The organism is Paenibacillus sp. FSL H8-0122 (genome assembly GCF_038005345.1).
GTDB lineage: Bacteria > Bacillota > Bacilli > Paenibacillales > Paenibacillaceae > Paenibacillus_AQ.
In genome coordinates, this window is sequence record NZ_JBBOTB010000001.1 from 2,387,188 (window position 1) to 2,404,686 (window position 17,499).

The following is a 17,499-nucleotide window of genomic DNA, read 5'->3' on the forward strand; positions in this document are numbered from 1 at the left end:
GTGAGTGAATGCCAAGCGGCTAACGACACCCAAGGAAAAAGTTCAAGAACTCCAAGAAAAGCTAGGTCATGCGGCCAAGGAGAACAACAAGCGTAAATTCCACGCCTTGTATGACAAAGTCTACCGGTGGGATGTGCTAGGCGAAGCCTGGAAACGGGTGAAAGCGAATAAGGGAGCTGCGGGAGTGGATGCCGTGACGCTCGCAGATATTGAAGAACAAGGAGAAACAAGATTCCTCAAGGAATGCGAGCGAGAACTGAAAGAAGGCAGCTACCATCCGCAGCCCGTACGTCGGCACTATATCCCAAAGAAAGACGGGAAGCCAAGACCGCTAGGCATCCCTACCGTGCGTGACCGAGTCCTACAGATGGCAACGAAACTGGTGATTGAACCCATCTTTGAAGCCGATTTTAAAGAAGTCTCCTTCGGATTTCGTCCGAAACGAAGTGCGAAAGGAGCGTTGGAGCGAATCCGTAAAGCCTGCAACCGCAAAGGAAATTGGATAGTCGACATCGATATCCAAGGCTACTTCGACAATATCAATCAGGAGAAGCTCATGAAGTTAATACAAATGCGTATCAATGACAGGCGGATCTTGAAGCTGATACGGAAGTGGCTACATGCGGGAGTGATGGAAGAAGGAAACGTACGGCGCTCCGATTTAGGGACACCCCAAGGTGGCGTGATTTCGCCACTGCTGGCGAATATCTATTTGAACTACTTTGATTGGTTATGGGAGAAACACGGAAGTGGGCTGGGAGAACTGACGAGGTATGCAGACGACTTCGTTGTGGTCTGTAAAACCAAAAAGGATGCGGAACATGCGTATGAACTCATCCGCAACATTATGGAACGTCTGGAACTCACGCTACATCCGACCAAAACCCGCATTGTAGGTCTGTGGACAGGAGACGAAGGCTTCGACTTCTTAGGAATGCACCACCGAAAAACGAAAGCAGAAACCTCTCAAGGGAAGGTGTACTATACCACACAGCAGTGGCTAACGAAGAAGGCAGAGGAACGTATCCGGGGCGTGGTCAAAGACCGATTAGCACCACCCGGCATGCGCTGGAAATCGTTTGAGGAACACGTGGAATGGCTCAATCCCAAGATACAGGGATGGAGAAATTATTATTACACGAAGTATAGCCAAAAGAGGTTAGCGAAGCTGGATTGGTATATTCTGCAGCGATTCACCCGGTGGTATGCAAAGAAGAGAAATCGGAGGAGATGGATGAGTTCATTCCCGGAGGTCAAGTATATGGCCAATAAGTGCGGACTAAAAACGCTATTGTAATCTGCATGCCCATGAATGACAAACATCGGAAAGCCGTATGAGGGAAAACCTCACGTACGGTTTGATGAGGAGGGGCTGGGTTACTCCAGCCCTTTACTCTAGAGGAAATTATGATTTACGTCCGATATGGATAAGTTGTGCATAAAGTTGGGGGGGGAAGTGTCTTGGAGAATCGGCAGGATGACTATATTCTGGATCAGTAATAGGAATGACTTCGCTGATTTCACCGAACAGCCGGATATGGTCGAAAAACCGACCACATTCGGTGCGGCAGAGGTGTGTGGGCCTGATATGGTCGAAAAACCGACCACATTCGGTGCGGCGGAGGCGTGTGGGCCTGATATGGTCGAAAAACCGACTACATTCGGTGCGGCAGAGGTGTGTGGGCCGGATATGGTCGAAAAACCGACTACAATGGGGATGCCGAGGCATTTTGTTCTGGGATTATGGAGAAGATTATCACTCTAGCAGTACTGGTTATAAATGGCTTGTTTTCTTGAGACGTTTATATTATGTCTACATCTGTCAGACTTTGTCCCTACATTGAATATGCATGATTAGAGGGATATGACATAATGTGATATTTAATTCAATAATATAACAAATAATAACAAAATAATCTTCGGTAAATATCTATCATTTGACATCTTATGGACTATATTAAAAATATAGGGGTAGATGTATTATTTAAGATGTAATCGGCCGATTAACAATGGTTGGAAAGGCGGAAGAATTGTGAAAATTAAAAAGTTCCTGTCTGTTCTTCTTATCTCTGCTGTCGTTTTGATTCCATCGGCTTCCGCATTTGCCGAAGAAAATAGTCAGGTATCTGAAGTCCGGCCAATGGTAGTTGGAATTGGAGATACCCAGTCCACTGCAATAAGTTTATTATTAAATGGAGAAGGTGGAGTATTAGGCGGGGTTATTTACGATCTCTTTATTCAAAATTCCACAGAAAAAGATTGGTTTAAATGGACTAATACTACTTCTACTTATAAAAGAGTATATGCGACTGTAGGAGGTTTTACTGGGAACGGACCGACAAGAGCTGGTTATAAAATTAATTATAATAATGGTTTTGGTGAAACCCAATTGTTTTATACAGAAAAGGCGGGTACAACAGAATCACAAACCTTTGGTAACATTTTTGTGCCACCAGGTGCAACAGTATATATCGTTGTAGATGCTCCGAATTTTAGTTCACCACCTGCTTACCATTTGAATTTTTCTGCATACGAAGTACTCTAATATGAGCTGAATATTTAATAGGGCTGTCCCAATGGGATAGCCCTCTGTTTTTAAGTGGGATCGAAGCGAGGACTTGGGTGGACGCTCCAAGGACAGACCGTTGTTCAAATGTACATAAATCAACTCTATCGAATAAAGTTATGTCTGCATAACTTGCGGACTAAAATCTGCCCACTGTTTTAATGGATCTACTTTATTTACTTTTCCCTACAGTAAACACAGTCCTAAAAGGGATGAAGATCATTGACGATGCTGCCGGTACTGTGCATCGCCCAAAATTTCTGTGATATTTTTAACATCTTAATTTTTAATTTTATTGCTAAATTAAGGATGACATCTCATCCACAGTTTGCTTGGGAGAGTGCGGGATTACACAGAATTTTCACATTTTGTCGTTTTCATGGAAGCTTTCCTTCTATTGAAATAACACCGCACTGTCGCGTATAAAGAAACCTGCATAAATCTATAAAGAACTGTGATTTCCTGAGCGTGGAAAATGCAAGATATGTCACTTCGCGGCTTGCAAAATCAAGTTACAATCGTTGAAAAAGTCAAAAGGATGTACTAAGAAAGGGGTTATGTCGGTGGTACAATTGCCAATAGTAAATGAACTGGGATTCTTTGAGATTCGTCTGGAATCCATTGGAGGCCTGGGCGCGAACCTGGCAGGTAAAATGCTGGCGGAAGCAGGAGTGGTCGGCGCAGGGCTGAACGGCGTCAGCTTCTCATCGTACGGTTCGGAGAAGAAGGGGTCTGCGGTTAAGGCTCACATCCGCTTCTGTGATATGGATACCCATATCCGCGATACTTCACCGGTCGAGCGTCCGCATGTTGTCGGCGTATTTCACGAAGCACTTGCCAAGACCGTTAATGTAACCAGCGGAATTCATGAACACAGCACCGTTCTTGTGAACTCGGCCAAGACGCCGGAAGAACTCAGAGAGCTGCTGAAGATGAAGGCCGGCACGATTGCGGTAATCGATGCTACCAGCATCGCACTCAAGGAGAAGAACCGTGTTAACATGGCCATGCTCGGAGCGCTGTTCCGGCTCTGCCCGTTCCTGGATACAGATATTATGAAGGGCGTCATTGAGAAGTCGCTCGGCAAAAAATATCCGCAGGCCGTCCAGTCGGCCATCACCACCTTTGAGCGCGGCTACAATGAAGTGAAATTCATGCAGTTCGAGCTGGCTGCCGGCGACAGCATGCCGGAATATGTCCGTTCTGATATCTCGGCTCTCGGTTACGAGACTCAGCCGATGGGCGGTACGATCACGAACCCGGGCAGCAGCTTCCTGAAGAATCTCAGCATCTCCCGTTCCGGTATGCTTCCGGCATTTGAGATCGAGTCCTGTATCAACTGTGCACAGTGTGACACGGTATGTCCTGACCAATGCTTCGTGTGGGAAGAGCGCCTGGACCGCAAGGGCCGTTCGCAGATGTTCCTGCTCGGTATTGACTACCAGTACTGTAAAGGCTGCCTGAAATGCATCGGTGCCTGCCCGACCTCGGCATTATCCAGCATGAGGGAGAAGGAAGGCTATGCGGACAGCCATGCCGTGAAGCATCAGTTCGATCTGGTAACTCCAGTCTAAAACCCGGAAGAAAGGTGGAATACATTGTGGCTATTGATTATGAAAAAGAACTAGGCTCCGCCAAGGTGGAGCAGAAATTCCTATACGAGTCCGGTAATGAAATGGCGGCCTATGCCGCGCATCAGATTAACTATCATGTCATGGGTTATTTCCCGATCTCCCCATCGACTGAGGTGGCTCAGTTCCTCGATACGATGAAAGCCAGCGGCCAGCACGATATTATGCTGGTACCGTCCGACGGCGAGCACAGCTCCGCCGGGATCTGCTACGGTGCTTCGACGGCAGGCGGCCGTGTGTTCAACGCAACCAGCGCTCAAGGGTACATGTTCATGCTGGAGCAATTGCCTGTACAAGCAGGTACGCGGATGCCGATGGTCATGAATCTAGTCTGCCGTTCGATCTCAGGACCGCTGAATATTCACGGAGATCACTCCGACCTGTATTTCGCCCTGAACACCGGCTGGCCGATCCTGATGTGCCGTGATCCGCAGTCGGTCTATGATATGAACCTGATGGCGCTGAAGCTGGCGGAACACGCCAAAGTCCGGCTGCCGGTGATGGTAGCCTCTGACGGTTACTTCACTTCGCACCAGAAGCGCCGGGTACAGGCTTTTGCCCACCGTGAGGATGTTCACAAGTTCGTTGGCGAACAACCGCCTGCAGGCTTCACCGATACCCTGGACCGCAATAATCCGGTCACTGTGGGACCTTACATGAATGAACCGGATTACATCAACAACCGCTATCAGCAATCCGTTGCGATGTACAATGCGGGTGAAGTCTTTGAAGAAATCGCCCAGGAATTCGCAGAGCTGACCGGACGCCATTATGAGATGATCGAGCAGTACCGGATGGAGGATGCCGATGTTGCTGTCTTCCTGATGAACTCGGCTTCGGAGATTATTAAGGACGTAGTCGATCAGCTCCGTGAGCAGGGAATCAAGGCAGGGGCAATCTCCCCGAACATGATCCGTCCGTTCCCGCAGAAGCAGATTGCTGAAGCACTGAAGCATGTCAAAGCCATTACTGTAGGTGACCGTGCCGATTCGGTTGGCGGACACGGCGGTAACATGGTGAACGAGATTAAGGCTGCACTGTTCACTTACGGCAATACAACGACTAAGGTGATCAGCCGGATCTACGGTCTGGGCGGTAAAGACTTCTATGCCGAAGACGGGCATCACTTCTTCCAGTTGGCTATGGATGCTGTTGTTGCGGACCGTGTAGAGATTCCGTTCGATTACTATGGCCATAATCCGGGAGCGCCGGAGAATGCGCCGAAGCGCCTCTTGAAGCCGATGGACTTCGATAAGCTGAAGACCGGCCTGATCACGGTAACCCGGAACGAAGAGACCGGCAAGCTGAGTGTCAGAGTTCCGCCGGTCCGTTCGCTGATGAAGAAGCCAAGACGCCTGTCTCCAGGACATGGGGCATGTCCGGGCTGCGGGATTTTCTCCGGGCTGGAGCTGTTCTTCAAAGGGATCGAAGGCGATATCGTAGCGCTCTACCACACCGGCTGCGCGATGGTAACGACTACCGGCTATCCGTATTCCTCCCATAAATCGACGTTCATCCACAATCTGTTCCAGAACGGCGCAGCTACGCTGTCCGGTGTGGTTGAGATGTTCTGGGAACGCAAACGCCGCGGTGAGCTTGACGGGCTGGGGCTGAAGGAAGACTTCACGTTCGTTATGGTTACCGGCGACGGCGGGATGGACATCGGGATGGGACCTGCGATCGGTGCAGCGCTGCGCGGCCACAAGATGATCATTGTGGAATATGATAACGAAGGATATATGAATACAGGGGCGCAGCAGTCCTATTCGACACCGCTCGGACACCGGACTTCCACCTCAAGCATCGGCAAAACCCAGCAGGGCAAGGTGACCCAGCACAAGGATACAGCGCAGATTATGGCGGCTACCAACATTCCTTATGTCTTCACCGGCTGTGAAGCTTATCCGCAGGATATGCTGAAGAAGGCGGCGAAGGCCCAGTGGTATGCGCAAAATGAAGGTCTGGTCTACGGCAAGATTCTCATTGCCTGTCCGTTGAACTGGATGAGCGACGACAAGGACGGCACAGATATCGTGTCCCTGGCTGTCGAATCCTGCTTCTTCCCGCTCTATGAAGTAGAGCAGGGAATTACGAGTATCACCTATAACCCGGAAGATAAGGACAAACGGATAGAAGTATCCGCCTGGCTGAAGACAATGGGCAAGACCCGCCATCTGCTGAAGCCGGAGAATGAACCGGCCCTGCGCAGCTTCGAGGGTGAAGTACAGCGCCGCTGGAGCCGCCTCAAGGCGAAGCATGAGCATCCAGACTTGTAAGGTGTAAGGTCTATTGGAGTCTTAGCATTCATAAGCAAGCAATAGCTAAAGTTAGTACCCGCCCGGCAGAGTCACTCTGCCGGGCTATTTTGCAGCTATAACTAGCCCGGAAGAATATTATAAAATAATTATGTAACATGATATAGTAACGAGGGGAAACCCAAATGAAAAAAAGTCGCTTCCAAGAAGCTGGCAACTCTATCGATGGGATAGTTCACCTACAATGAAAGGTTAGGCGGGAGTAACATGGCAACGGTATTCTTAATCATTATTTATCTGGCGTTCATCAGCCTGGGACTGCCGGATTCGATGCTTGGGTCAGCCTGGCCGATTATCCGGCTGGATTTCGGGGCGCCGGTTGAGCTGGCCGGACTGCTGTCGATGATAGTAGTCGCCGGGACGATTATCTCAAGCTTGGCCAGCAGTGTGGTGCTGAAGCGGCTCGGGACGGGGATGGTTACTTTTATCAGCGTGGCGGTAACCGCTCTGGCCCTGTTCGGCTTCTCTTATTCCTCTTCCGTCGTGTGGGTGGCTCTGCTGGCCTTGCCGCTGGGTCTGGGGGCCGGTTCGATTGATACAGGGTTGAATAATTATGTGGCGACTCATTACAAAGCGCATCATATGAGCTGGCTGCACTGTTTCTGGGGGATAGGGGCTATGCTGGGGCCGATTCTGATGTCGCGTTATATTGCGAATGGCGAGTCCTGGAGAACGGGATTTTTCGCGGTCAGCATGATTCAGTTCGCGTTAGTCGTGGTACTGTTCTTCAGTCTGCCGCTGTGGACAAAGGTAAGCAAACGGGGCGGCCAGCAGCCTGTAGAGAGGTCTGAGAAGTTAGATTCCCGGCCTCCGGCCGTTCCCGCTGAGGGTAAGGTGCTCCGCATCCCGGGCGTGAAGCTGGCGATGCTCACCTTCCTGTTCTATTGCGGAGTGGAAGCTACGGTGGGGCTATGGGGCAGCAGTTATCTGGTGAACGTCAAGGAGGTATCCCCGGCAACGGCTGCCGGATGGGTCTCACTCTATTATGGCGGAATCACGGCCGGGCGGCTGATTACCGGCTTCATTACCTTCCGGTTCAGCAACCGTACGCTGATTCGCGGCGGGCTGGCGATCTCACTCGCGGGTTCGCTGCTGCTGGCCTTGCCGCTGCCGGATGTGTATTCACTGGTCGCCTTTATTCTGATTGGCCTGGGCTCAGCACCGATCTTCCCCTGCATGCTGCATGAGACGCCCGCCCGGTTCGGAGCGGAGCATTCGCAGAAGATTATGGGGTATCAGATGGCCTTGGCTTACACCGGCGGTGCGTTTCTGCCTCCACTGTTGGGTTGGGCGGCGGCGCGGAGCACCTTCATGATTCTCCCGCCGGCAATGATTGGGTATATCATAGTGATGATAGTAAGCTCTGAAATCATTAACCGGATGATGAGCAAACGACAAGGAGAGGTGAGGCTGTAATGAGATTCATAGAATGGCAGGATGGAGTATGGAGCAATGAACCGGTGTCCAGCAGGACCGCAGACGGTCAACTGGTGGCCCATGCAGCGAAGGGCAGTGATTACTGGGAAAAGACGATGTACGGCTTCCAGCATGACAACGGTCATGCGCTGCTTGCCCCTTGGGACAAGGCAGAAGCGGTAGAGATCAGCTTTGCGTTGGACGGGTTCACGGAGCTGTACGACCAGGCAGGTATTATGCTATGGCACAGCGGTGAGCAATGGATCAAAGCCGGTATTGAGGTGAATGACGGGGTTCCCCATATAGGTGCAGTCGTGACGGATGGTTACTCTGACTGGTCATTGTCCCCTGTGCCCGAGTGGAAGGGCGAAGTAATTACCCTGCGGGCTTCACGGATGAAGGATGCAGTAATCCTCAGAGCGCGAACAGAGAATCATCCCTGGCGGACTATCCGCGTTGCCCGGTTCCCCTATGAGACTGGCAGCCAGGCAGGACCCTTCCTGTGTGCTCCAACGCGGGCCGGGTTTCAGGTCACCTTCACACGCTGGGCGGCTACAGCACCCGATGCAGACGTTCATACAGACCCGCCAATTGTATAGACTTTCCCGGAAAAGACAAAACCGCCGCTGCGCGTATCTTTCACGCGCAGACGGCGGTTTTGCCTTTTACAATATACTATCTTATAGACCGGAGAGGCAGACTAGACTATCTTTTTCTGCTGCGCACCATTGCGGTAGGCCCGCACATTTCATCCCGGACGGAATAAGTGTAGATATGGTGAGGGACCGGAACACAGTGGTGGCGTCTGACGACCTCTACATGGTGGACCACCTGGACCACCTGGGGATGATAGTAATCTTCATATACAACCTGTGTGGGATCTGTAACCGTTTCAGCAGGACATTTCGGACAATTTCTCATTACACTCAGCTCCTTCGCAGTGGACTTATGCCAGTATACGCGTTATGCAGGAGCCTGCTTGTTCATTCGTCTAGATTCCGGCAAAATAGGTGTCCGGCCATGCTGCGTCTCACGAACGCTTGTAGATCTCGCGCATGACATGGCGCAGCTCGGGCAGGATCAGCCGTTCCATGGCCTGCTTGATCGCACCGGTGGAGCCGGGCATGGAGAAGACAGCGGTACTGCCGATCGTCCCGGCAATGGCCCGGCTAAGCATGGCGGCAGAGCCGATATCTTCCGTGAAGCTCAGCAGCCGGAAAATCTCCCCGAAGCCCGGCAGCGACTTGTCCAGCAGAGAGGCTACGGCCTCATAGGTGGTGTCACGGGGGGAAATGCCGGTCCCTCCGGTCAGAAGCACAGCTTCGATGCCGGAATGGACGGAGCTTTTGTAGACCAGCTCCCGGATATCTTCATAATCATCCTTGACGATGGTGCGGCCGGTCACGGTATAACCGGCAGCTTCCAGCAGACTCTGGATCAGCGGCCCTCCGGTGTCCGTATCGATGGTCCGGGTGTCCGAGACCGTTATGATGTAGCAAGCGACTGAATCCGGGGCTTCGCTCCGGTGTTCTTCGACGGATGAGATACGAACCAGCTCCTTTTTGTAACTGCTGTGCAGCTTATATTTCCCATGATAGGGTATGGAAGCGGCAATAACAAGCTCCGGGGAAGCTGATGTATGCCTCACCTGGCAGTGCCGCCTTGCACAGAGGCGGTCATTGTAGTACACTCGCTACCATAACCGATTGAGGCAGGGAGAGAGCAAACTTGGAACAGTCATTACCAGTATATATCTTGTCGGGATTTCTCGGCAGCGGCAAGACAACATTATTGCAGCGTCTCTTGGATCATTGGAAGCTTCAGGGCCTCCGTCCGGCCGTAATTATGAACGAGCTGGGTGAGGTGAATCTGGACGGCCTGCTGGTGGAGCAGTCTGTGCCGATGGCAGAGATGCTGGGCGGCTGTATCTGCTGCACCAGCAGAGGGGACTTAAGCACGGAGCTGACCACGCTGGTCAAAAAAGAATCGCCGGATGTTGTTATCATCGAGGCTACAGGCGCAGCCAACCCGCTGGAGATTGTGGATGCAGTAACGGAGACTTCGCTATATCAGCAGGTGGAGCTGAAGGGGCTGATTACCGTCGTCGATGCTGCCCATCTGCTGGAGCTGTACCGCTCCCAGCAAGGGGCTACCTACCGTCTGATGCAGGAGCAGATCCGCTGTGCATCCGTCCTGATTCTGAACAAGACAGACCGCATTCAAGCCGCAGAGATTGCAGAGATCTCGGAGGTGCTGCGTAAGTGGAATGCGTACGCGGAGATTCTGCCGGCGGTACGCTGTGAGCTGGAGCCGGAAGTGCTGCTGGGCAGTGTGGGAGCCGTTCATAGGGAAGACCGGCCTGAGGGCGGGGAGCATACGGAGGGCGGAGCTGAAGGGGCGATGCATGCTTCGCATGATCATGTGATGGCTTACACGCATTATTTCCAGAATCCCGTGAACAGCGAGGAATTCGAACGGTTTGTGAAGGAGCTGCCACGTGATGTGTACCGGGCCAAGGGGATCGTAACTTTTACCGATACCTCCAGCCGGTTTCTGTTTCAGTACGCCTACAGAGAAGCGGATTTCATGAGAATTACGCCCCAGGGCGAGGTGCCGGATGTTGCGGTTTTCATAGGTGAGCATTTCTCCTCCGGTGAGCTGCGCAGGGAACTTCTGCGCCTGGAGGGACGTCTGCTGTCCAGACCCGCAGCGGTCAAACGAAGCCTATAGTTAACAATCTGCAGTTCCTTATGAATGGTTCGTTCTTATTCTTGCAGGTTAATACATAGGCATACCCTATACTAATTGCAGGAGGTTGTAAGGCTATGACCCGAATTCAATATCAGGAATGCATTAATGCTTTGATTAAATGTATGGATGCCTGTAACTATAGCTATGTCTCAAGCCTAAAGGAATATGATCTGGCCGATCTGCGGGAGAGCATCCAGCTGGACCGTGAATGCGCAGACATCTGTTCCTTCGCTATTCAGGCGATGACCCGCCAAAGCCCGTTCGTGGCCGAAATCCTCAAATTATGTGCTGACATCTGTGACCGCTGCGCGGACACAAGCAGCCGTCATAAGCATAACCATTGCCAGGATTGCATTGATGCCTGCCGCAATGCAGCCATGGCCTGCAGATTGGTCAGTGAAGCTGTTGAAGTCTACGCCTGACATCACCCATTAGGACTAACATATATAGCATTGAATACTTAACAGGAACCAGGGCGGGTGCGGATTTTTTCTGCACAGTTCTGGTTTTTTTCAATGTGAAATTCATGGATTCACGAAAATAAAAAGGAGAATAAAGCCATTCCGGCGAATGTTACATAAGAGAACAATCAGGCTGCCGTTCGATGCGGCCCAGAGGCATGCACGAATGGAAGGAGGCCTGGAAGCCACGAATGCAACATCTCTAATTACAATTACCGGAGGAAGCAAGCGATATGGAAGCCGCCCGGTTCTGACCGGAATATCGATGACGGTTCTTCCCGGCACGGCCACGGCTCTCATCGGCCGTAACGGGTCCGGCAAGAGTACGCTGTTATCCATCCTCGCGGGGCTGCTGAAGCTGTCCTCCGGTGATCTTATCTGTGACCGTCGGGCGATAACCACAGGTTATGCACCTGAGGCGTTTCCCGGCTTGAAGCTCACCGCCGAAGACTATCTGCGCTGTATGGGCCGGATTGCCGGACTCTCCGAAGCGGCTTCGGGGTCCCGGATTAACGAACTGCTGCAGCTGTTCAGTCTCGAAGCCTCCCGCAGCCGCAAGCTGGCAGGCTTCTCCAAGGGAATGCTGCAGAAGGTCAACCTGATCCAGAGCCTGCTCATCCGGCCGCAGCTGCTGTTGCTTGACGAGCCCATGTCGGGACTGGATCTGCCCGCACAAGATACGCTTATCGAAATATTGCTGGAACTGAAGGCGGAGGGGACGGCACTCGTCTTGTCCGTTCATGAACCGCAGATCATCGAAGCTGTCGCGGATACAGTATATGTATTACATGAAGGGCAGACCCTCCGGACGATTCATGGAGCGGAGAAGCTGAAGAGTGCTCCAGTAGTGGATATCGTCTATAAAGCACTGCCGGGACAAGCCCAGCGGGCTCTGGAAGCCTTGCCTGGAGTCATCCGCGTGCTGCCGGAGCCGGACTTCGCCGGTACAGCGTGTACAGGGTTGACTGTAGAACAGAAAATGTCAGATACCTGCCTGCAGCAGATTCTTGCTGCGGGCGGTTCCATAGTTTCAGTGAAGCCTCTCGGGGGATTAAGTGACCTGGCCGAGTGGATGGACCCCAAGGATCAGAGCGGGAGTGGACGCGGGTGAAAGGGCTAATCGGTTATTTTTTGCATAGTTATACAGTCTCCCAGCGGTTCTTCGGACCGGTTGCCGGTGTAATAATTGCGGTATTAATTCTCTATTCCTATAAGCCTAATCCGGTCATGAGCAGCTACTCGGCTACGGCAGTCTTTCTATTCATAGCCTGTGCGTGGCTCGGCTTAAGCTTCCTTAACCATGAGCAGGCGGTGCAGAAGCAGGTGGTTATCGTTCAGCTCCGCAGTGCCCGCCGCTACAGTATCGGCGGTCTGCTGACCCTGGTCCTGCTTACGCTGCTGCTGGATGTCATCATTGTTATGTACCCCGTCTTGACCGGAAGCTTCCATGAACCTGCCGGACTTCAGCGGATATTGCTTGGTTTGGCCGGACATGCTCTAATGGGGTTATTAGGGATTACACTCTCCTTGTACCTGCAATCCTCGTGGGTACCGCGGGCTGGATATGCGGCCGGAATGATGCTGATCCTCCTCATTCTATCTATTAGCGCCGGTAAAGTGGCTGATGTGGTGCCGGGGCCTGTTGTATCTATTCTCCTGCCCCCGGTATACCCGGTCATGGACAGGATGATGAATGCAGAGACTCTGCCAGTGTCCTCCGTGCTAGGAGCCTATGCCCACGCGTTGGCGTACATAATATTGCTTGCCGGGTTCTACATTTACCGTACCGGCCGTATGGACTATAACAAAACAAACTGAGCTGTGTCCTTTGACCTTGATGATTTACAATTTGAAAAAAGTGGCCGGAAGTCCAAATGTTCACCGCAGCAACGGCCATTCCGAAATAGAACGAAAAGTTCAATCTACACACAAATCAAATAACCAGATCAAGAACGGGAGGAACGATGAAGGATACACAAATACCGGAGAGTGAACAGTCCAAAGAGCTATTTGCCTATTTCGGGCTGGCTGTCTACTATTGCCAGGCGCTGGAGCAGCAATTAACGAATCTGCTGCTGCTGACGAAGCTGTCGCGGGGCAAGACGCCAACTGACGCCGAAATCGCAGAATTGTATCAACGCAAGCTTAGCAATTCACTCGGCCAACTCATCAAAGAAATCCAGCATCACTTCCCCTTCTCTGAGGAAGAGACGAGTCAATTGCAGGCCGTATGGAAGGAACGCAATCATATTGTCCATGATTACTTCAAGGAACGGATTCAAGAGACCTTCACCCCGGCCGGCCGGGCCCATATGATCCGTGAACTGAAACGCTTCAAGAACAAGGCGAGCCGGCTGGAGATTAAGCTGCAGGGCTATTGTACTGAGATGTACAGCAAGCTTGGCCTTGAGGAAGAGCATATCCAATAAGGTAATCAATGAAATATAGTTACACTTACAAGAAGACTCCCGCTTTCGCAGTAAGACTGCGAAAGCGGGAGTTTTCTTTGGTTATACGAGCTGAGCGTAATATTGGGCCGGATGTATGCGGAAAACCGAATACAATGTGCTGGAGAGGCGTTATGTGGGCTGACGGAGAGCCGCGAGGGGTAGAAGTGCCCCTGAATTCAGCGAATACGAGCCAAACGTCCAAATGAGGGGCACTAGTGCCCCTGAATTCGCCGATTGCCCCAGAGGTGGGCGGACGACCGCATAAGTCCTTCCATCCTCCGCCCGGAGGGTTATCAGATAATCGGATTAATTTGTTTTTACCGCATTGGCAGACAGGGCCTCCTCCAGCTCCTGCAGCCCGCAAGATTGAACGACATCCGGCGCGAAGCGGATTGAGGAGGCTCCGGTCGAGTGTTGCAGTGAAGAGAAGGCCCTGGTGAGAGCGGGGAGCATTGAGCGTTCAAGCGCCTCTCCGGCCTCCCACCACCAGCGCACGATGGTTAGTACGCCGGTCTTCTTGTTCATCACCGGTTCCAGCCGACCGATGAAGCGGTCGCCGTAGAGGAGTGGGAGGACATAGTACCCGTATTCCCGCTCGAGCACAGGCTTGTAGACCTCCCAGCGGTATTGAAAGCCGAATAGCTGGAGGATCAGCTCTCTGTCCCACAGCAGATTGTCCAGCGGAGCCAGTGCCGCCGCGAAGGAGGCTGCTCCTCCAGCACGACCGGCCCCACCCTCATTACCAGCCTGTGGCCCGGCTGTGGATTCATTCACACCCGCAGTATCATCCTGAAGCAATATAGCTTCAAGCTCAGGGACGTCTGCTGTGCGGATGTATAGCGGCAGCTTCAGGCCGTCCACCTGTACCTCGCGGAGCAGGTCCTTCTGCAGCAGCCGCTGCACGGACGCTGTCCGTTCCTTGCTCTTCAGGCCTGCGATGCCAAGCCAGCCGTCCCCGGACCGGTTCCATTGCAGGCCGATGCTGCCGATCCGGCGCAGCACATACCAATCGTGATGCTGCTCCAACGTCTCGTTAGGATCGCTTGCGCCTAGCAGTTCAGGAGGCAGCAGCTTGGCCGTGTAGTCGTAATAACGCCGGGTGTGCACCCGGTGATGGATGGATAGCTCGCCCCAGAAGTACATGCTCTCCATGGCGGCCCGGGAGAGTCTTGCCGGAGCCCAGGACCAGTCGATCTTCTCCGTACTCTCCAGGTCCAGTGACGAGAGTGGCCCTCGTGCATCCAGCTCCGCACGGACATGGGTAATCATGCCCGCCATGGCCTCGTTATGCTGATGCCTGGCGGCAGCTTCCCGGCGGCGCTGGAAATACGGCCAGTCTTCCGTGCAGTAGATCGACATGTTCTTATCCCAGCCGTCAATCAGCAGCCTGTCCTTATATAGCAGCTCATTGGCCATCTCGGGCACGAAGCCGGGGATTCTCGCCTGAAGCACCAGCTCGTGATTATGTCCGGCTATGCTGAGCGGATCATACTGGATACAGCCTACATGCCGGACGAAGTCATAGATGCTCTGCTTGCCGCCGGGCAATCCGTCCGGGACGAGCCGCTGATGGCGCAGCAGGAACAGCCGGGCTTGCCGCTTGCTAAGACTGTAGGTTATCATCATCTTCACCTCACCCATAATATGTATTGCTTCATTATACAGAACAAATGTTCTGATATCAAGTATAAGACACCCCCTGACGCCTGTAAGCATCAAGGGGTGTTCTTGTTACGAATTATTAACGATCTGAGCGGTACAAGCGCTTGCCCGCACGCGGACTTAAGCAGCCTGCCCTAAGCAACTGGATTAGAGCTGTTCCAGCGATGGACGGAGTACAGCGGAAGAAGCATGGCCCTCGGATAGGGGAGCCGGCTCGCCTGAGCCGTTCCCGGCTCCTGCACCCAACTGAAGCTGATACATGCGGAAGTACCTTCCACCCTGCGCCATCAGCTCATCATGGCTGCCGCGTTCGACAATCTGGCCCAGGTGCAGCACCAGAATCTGGTCCGCACTGCGGATGGTCGACAGCCGGTGGGCGATGATGAAGGTGGTCCGGCCTTTTTTCAGCACCTCCAACGCCTGCTGGATAATGCTCTCAGTCTCGGTATCGATGTTGGACGTTGCTTCATCCAGAATCAGGATCGCCGGATCGAAGGATAAGGCTCTGGCGAAGGAGATCAGCTGCCGCTGTCCGGCGGACAGGGTGCTGCCCTTCTCAATCACCGGTTCATCGAAGCCTTGCGGCAGATGAGCCAGCAGTTTATCAGCCCCTACCTCACGCAAGGCGCGTTCGACACGCTCTCTAGAGATCCGCTCGTCACCCAGACTGACATTGGAGGCAATGGTTCCGGTGAAGAGGTACGGGTCCTGAAGCACGATGCCCATATGACTGCGCAGCCATTGCTTCGGCAGATCCTTGACCTTCTGCCCGTCGATCGTTATGCTTCCTTGCTGCGGATCATAGAAGCGGAACAGCAGGTTAATGATGGAGCTTTTGCCGGAGCCGGTATGGCCCACAAGGGCGACGGTCTCGCCCGGGCGCGCCTCGAAGGAGATATCGCGCAGGACGAAGTCCTTTTTATAAGCAAAGGAGACATCCTTGAACACGACATTTCCCTTGTAACGCGGCATCGATCCGTCAGTGACGGGCTCTCCCGGCTCATCCATCAGCGTGAACACGCGGCCGGCAGAGACCATCGAGCTGTCCAGATTCGCCAGCTGGTTGACCATCCCCGTAATCGGCTGGAACATCCGGCCCAGCACATCGACGAAGGCATACAGGACACCAAGCGATACGAAGGTCGACCCGTCCAAGCTGCCGAAGCCGAAGTACCACAGCACCAGCACGAAGGAGAGGCTGCGCAGCGAGTTCACCAGGTTGTGGGAGGTGAAGGCGTTCAGGTTGAGCATTTTGTTCTGATATTTCAGATAGTCGTCATTGAGCTGCTCGAATTCAGCGCTACTCTGCTTCTGGCGGCGAAAAATACGGATGATCGACATCCCCTGAATCGATTCGTTGATAATGGCATTAATCTCACTGAGCCGCGAGCGGATGATCGTGTTGTATTTGGTAGCGATTTTGCGGTACAGCACGATCCAGAGAATAATAATCGGCACGATGAACAAGCTGACCAGTCCCAGCTTCACATCGAGCAGGAAGAGGGCCACATAGACACCGGTGATATTAATGATTCCTGTAGCGAAGTTGGATAACACGGCAATGAAGAGATCCTTGACTGCTTCCGTATCGTTGGTAACCCGGGACACTACCTTACCGGCAGGCAGATTATCGAAGAAATAGACCGGCAGGCGCTGGATATGGGCATAGACATCGGTCCGCAGCTTGCGGATGACCTGATTGGCAGAAGATTGCAGCCAGTAGGTTTTGCCGAACTCAGCAATAATGGAGATCACAAGGAACATGGCGTATAGAGCGACTAACTGATAGATACCAGGAAGCTCCGGCTTGTAAAAGGAAAGCAGATCACCCGCCGACAGCTTGACGGCCGGATAAGCCGTCGTCTGCTCACCGTACTTAATCTGGAGCTTCCCGTCCGCGAAGCTGCGCTCGCCTTCGGCCTTCGCTACCGCTTCATTGATGAAGTAGAAGCTTCTGCCCGCCTGAAGCAGGCGGACCTCCTGGCCCTTGGTTTCGTCAGCGGCAAATTTGTCACCGCGTTTGTAATAAGTGTTGTTATATTCAGCGGCACCTTCCGGTGAGGCTGTCTGGAAATAGGGCTTCTCAATCGCAAGCAGATGATTGTCAATCATGCTCTTGGCGATAAAAGGCCCTGCCAGCTCAGCCGCTACTCCGATGGTCAGGAGCAGAAGGGCGGCGATGAAGGTCTTTTTGGCGGTCAGTGCATATTGCAGCAGACGTTTGCCTGTACTCTGTGTCAACGGTGA

Annotated in this window: 16 protein-coding genes; 12 read left to right on the plus strand and 4 right to left on the minus strand. The window is 52.8% G+C overall.

All coding sequences use genetic code 11. The features are described from left to right. Positions 1-4: 4 nt before the first annotated feature. From ltrA to NSS64_RS10515, 7 genes are all read left to right on the plus strand, one after another. The gene (gene ltrA / locus NSS64_RS10485; protein WP_341138973.1) at positions 5-1,297 is read left to right on the plus strand and encodes a group II intron reverse transcriptase/maturase; all 1,293 of its coding nucleotides are present in this window, start codon (positions 5-7) and stop codon (positions 1,295-1,297) included. Between the two features lie 180 nt (positions 1,298-1,477). Beyond that, on the plus strand, positions 1,478-1,765 hold the full coding sequence (locus tag NSS64_RS10490) for a hypothetical protein (protein WP_341140039.1): 288 nt from the start codon (positions 1,478-1,480) through the stop codon (positions 1,763-1,765). Positions 1,766-2,032: 267 nt separating this feature from the next. Next, positions 2,033-2,545, plus strand: a complete 513-nt coding sequence (locus NSS64_RS10495; RefSeq protein ID WP_341140040.1) for a hypothetical protein — start codon at positions 2,033-2,035, stop codon at positions 2,543-2,545. A 584-nt stretch (positions 2,546-3,129) separates the two neighbouring features. Then, on the plus strand, positions 3,130-4,140 hold the full coding sequence (locus tag NSS64_RS10500) for a 2-oxoacid:acceptor oxidoreductase family protein (RefSeq protein WP_036724606.1): 1,011 nt from the start codon (positions 3,130-3,132) through the stop codon (positions 4,138-4,140). Positions 4,141-4,166: 26 nt separating this feature from the next. Beyond that, on the plus strand, positions 4,167-6,473 hold the full coding sequence (locus NSS64_RS10505; RefSeq protein ID WP_036724568.1) for a thiamine pyrophosphate-dependent enzyme: 2,307 nt from the start codon (positions 4,167-4,169) through the stop codon (positions 6,471-6,473). A 246-nt stretch (positions 6,474-6,719) separates the two neighbouring features. Next, the gene (locus tag NSS64_RS10510; protein ID WP_341140041.1) at positions 6,720-7,928 is read left to right on the plus strand and encodes an MFS transporter; all 1,209 of its coding nucleotides are present in this window, start codon (positions 6,720-6,722) and stop codon (positions 7,926-7,928) included. Continuing rightward, positions 7,928-8,527 (plus strand): DUF1349 domain-containing protein, encoded by a 600-nt coding sequence (locus NSS64_RS10515; RefSeq protein WP_340940223.1) that lies wholly within the window; start codon positions 7,928-7,930, stop codon positions 8,525-8,527. The genes NSS64_RS10510 and NSS64_RS10515 overlap by 1 nt, the downstream gene beginning before the upstream one ends. Before the next feature lie 106 nt (positions 8,528-8,633). On the opposite strand, the gene NSS64_RS10520 is transcribed toward NSS64_RS10515, so the two are convergent. Together NSS64_RS10520 and NSS64_RS10525 are read right to left on the minus strand one after the other, a co-directional pair. Next, on the minus strand, positions 8,634-8,849 hold the full coding sequence (locus NSS64_RS10520; protein WP_081751113.1) for a hypothetical protein: 216 nt from the start codon (positions 8,847-8,849) through the stop codon (positions 8,634-8,636). Between the two features lie 109 nt (positions 8,850-8,958). Beyond that, on the minus strand, positions 8,959-9,474 hold the full coding sequence (locus NSS64_RS10525) for a MogA/MoaB family molybdenum cofactor biosynthesis protein (protein WP_341142794.1): 516 nt from the start codon (positions 9,472-9,474) through the stop codon (positions 8,959-8,961). 182 nt (positions 9,475-9,656) lie between these two features. On the opposite strand from NSS64_RS10525, the gene NSS64_RS10530 reads away from it, so the two are divergent. The 5 genes from NSS64_RS10530 to NSS64_RS10550 all read left to right on the plus strand — a co-directional run bounded on the left by NSS64_RS10530 (position 9,657) and on the right by NSS64_RS10550 (position 13,569). Beyond that, positions 9,657-10,658, plus strand: coding sequence for a CobW family GTP-binding protein (locus NSS64_RS10530; RefSeq protein WP_340940224.1), 1,002 nt, complete (start codon positions 9,657-9,659; stop codon positions 10,656-10,658). A 95-nt stretch (positions 10,659-10,753) separates the two neighbouring features. Further along, positions 10,754-11,101: a four-helix bundle copper-binding protein gene (locus tag NSS64_RS10535; RefSeq protein ID WP_340940225.1), complete on the plus strand. Its 348-nt coding sequence runs from the start codon at positions 10,754-10,756 to the stop codon at positions 11,099-11,101. Positions 11,102-11,306: 205 nt separating this feature from the next. Continuing rightward, positions 11,307-12,251, plus strand: coding sequence for an ABC transporter ATP-binding protein (locus tag NSS64_RS10540; RefSeq protein ID WP_341140042.1), 945 nt, complete (start codon positions 11,307-11,309; stop codon positions 12,249-12,251). Beyond that, the gene (locus NSS64_RS10545; RefSeq protein WP_341140043.1) at positions 12,248-12,958 is read left to right on the plus strand and encodes a hypothetical protein; all 711 of its coding nucleotides are present in this window, start codon (positions 12,248-12,250) and stop codon (positions 12,956-12,958) included. The genes NSS64_RS10540 and NSS64_RS10545 overlap by 4 nt, the downstream gene beginning before the upstream one ends. A 146-nt stretch (positions 12,959-13,104) precedes the next feature. Further along, positions 13,105-13,569: a hypothetical protein gene (locus NSS64_RS10550; RefSeq protein WP_339310040.1), complete on the plus strand. Its 465-nt coding sequence runs from the start codon at positions 13,105-13,107 to the stop codon at positions 13,567-13,569. Positions 13,570-13,896: 327 nt separating this feature from the next. Here the strand turns inward: NSS64_RS10550 and NSS64_RS10555 are convergent, their stop codons facing one another. Together NSS64_RS10555 and NSS64_RS10560 are read right to left on the minus strand one after the other, a co-directional pair. Next, entirely contained in the window at positions 13,897-15,216 is a 1,320-nt protein-coding gene (locus NSS64_RS10555) for a winged helix DNA-binding domain-containing protein (RefSeq protein WP_339310038.1), read from the minus strand. Between the two features lie 183 nt (positions 15,217-15,399). Continuing rightward, positions 15,400-17,493: an ABC transporter ATP-binding protein gene (locus tag NSS64_RS10560; protein WP_341140044.1), complete on the minus strand. Its 2,094-nt coding sequence runs from the start codon at positions 17,491-17,493 to the stop codon at positions 15,400-15,402. Positions 17,494-17,499: the final 6 nt, after the last annotated feature.

Bases quoted from the DNA above. Each gene is read 5' to 3' on its own strand.
- NSS64_RS10550 (WP_339310040.1), top strand. From the start codon at position 13,105: ATGAAGGATACACAAATACCGGAGAGTGAACAGTCCAAAGAGCTATTT.
- NSS64_RS10490 (WP_341140039.1), top strand. From the start codon at position 1,478: ATGACTATATTCTGGATCAGTAATAGGAATGACTTCGCTGATTTCACC.
- NSS64_RS10510 (WP_341140041.1), top strand. From the start codon at position 6,720: ATGGCAACGGTATTCTTAATCATTATTTATCTGGCGTTCATCAGCCTG.
- NSS64_RS10555 (WP_339310038.1), bottom strand. From the start codon at position 15,216: ATGATGATAACCTACAGTCTTAGCAAGCGGCAAGCCCGGCTGTTCCTG.
- NSS64_RS10540 (WP_341140042.1), top strand. From the start codon at position 11,307: ATGGAAGGAGGCCTGGAAGCCACGAATGCAACATCTCTAATTACAATT.
- NSS64_RS10535 (WP_340940225.1), top strand. From the start codon at position 10,754: ATGACCCGAATTCAATATCAGGAATGCATTAATGCTTTGATTAAATGT.
- NSS64_RS10520 (WP_081751113.1), bottom strand. From the start codon at position 8,849: ATGAGAAATTGTCCGAAATGTCCTGCTGAAACGGTTACAGATCCCACA.
- NSS64_RS10515 (WP_340940223.1), top strand. From the start codon at position 7,928: ATGAGATTCATAGAATGGCAGGATGGAGTATGGAGCAATGAACCGGTG.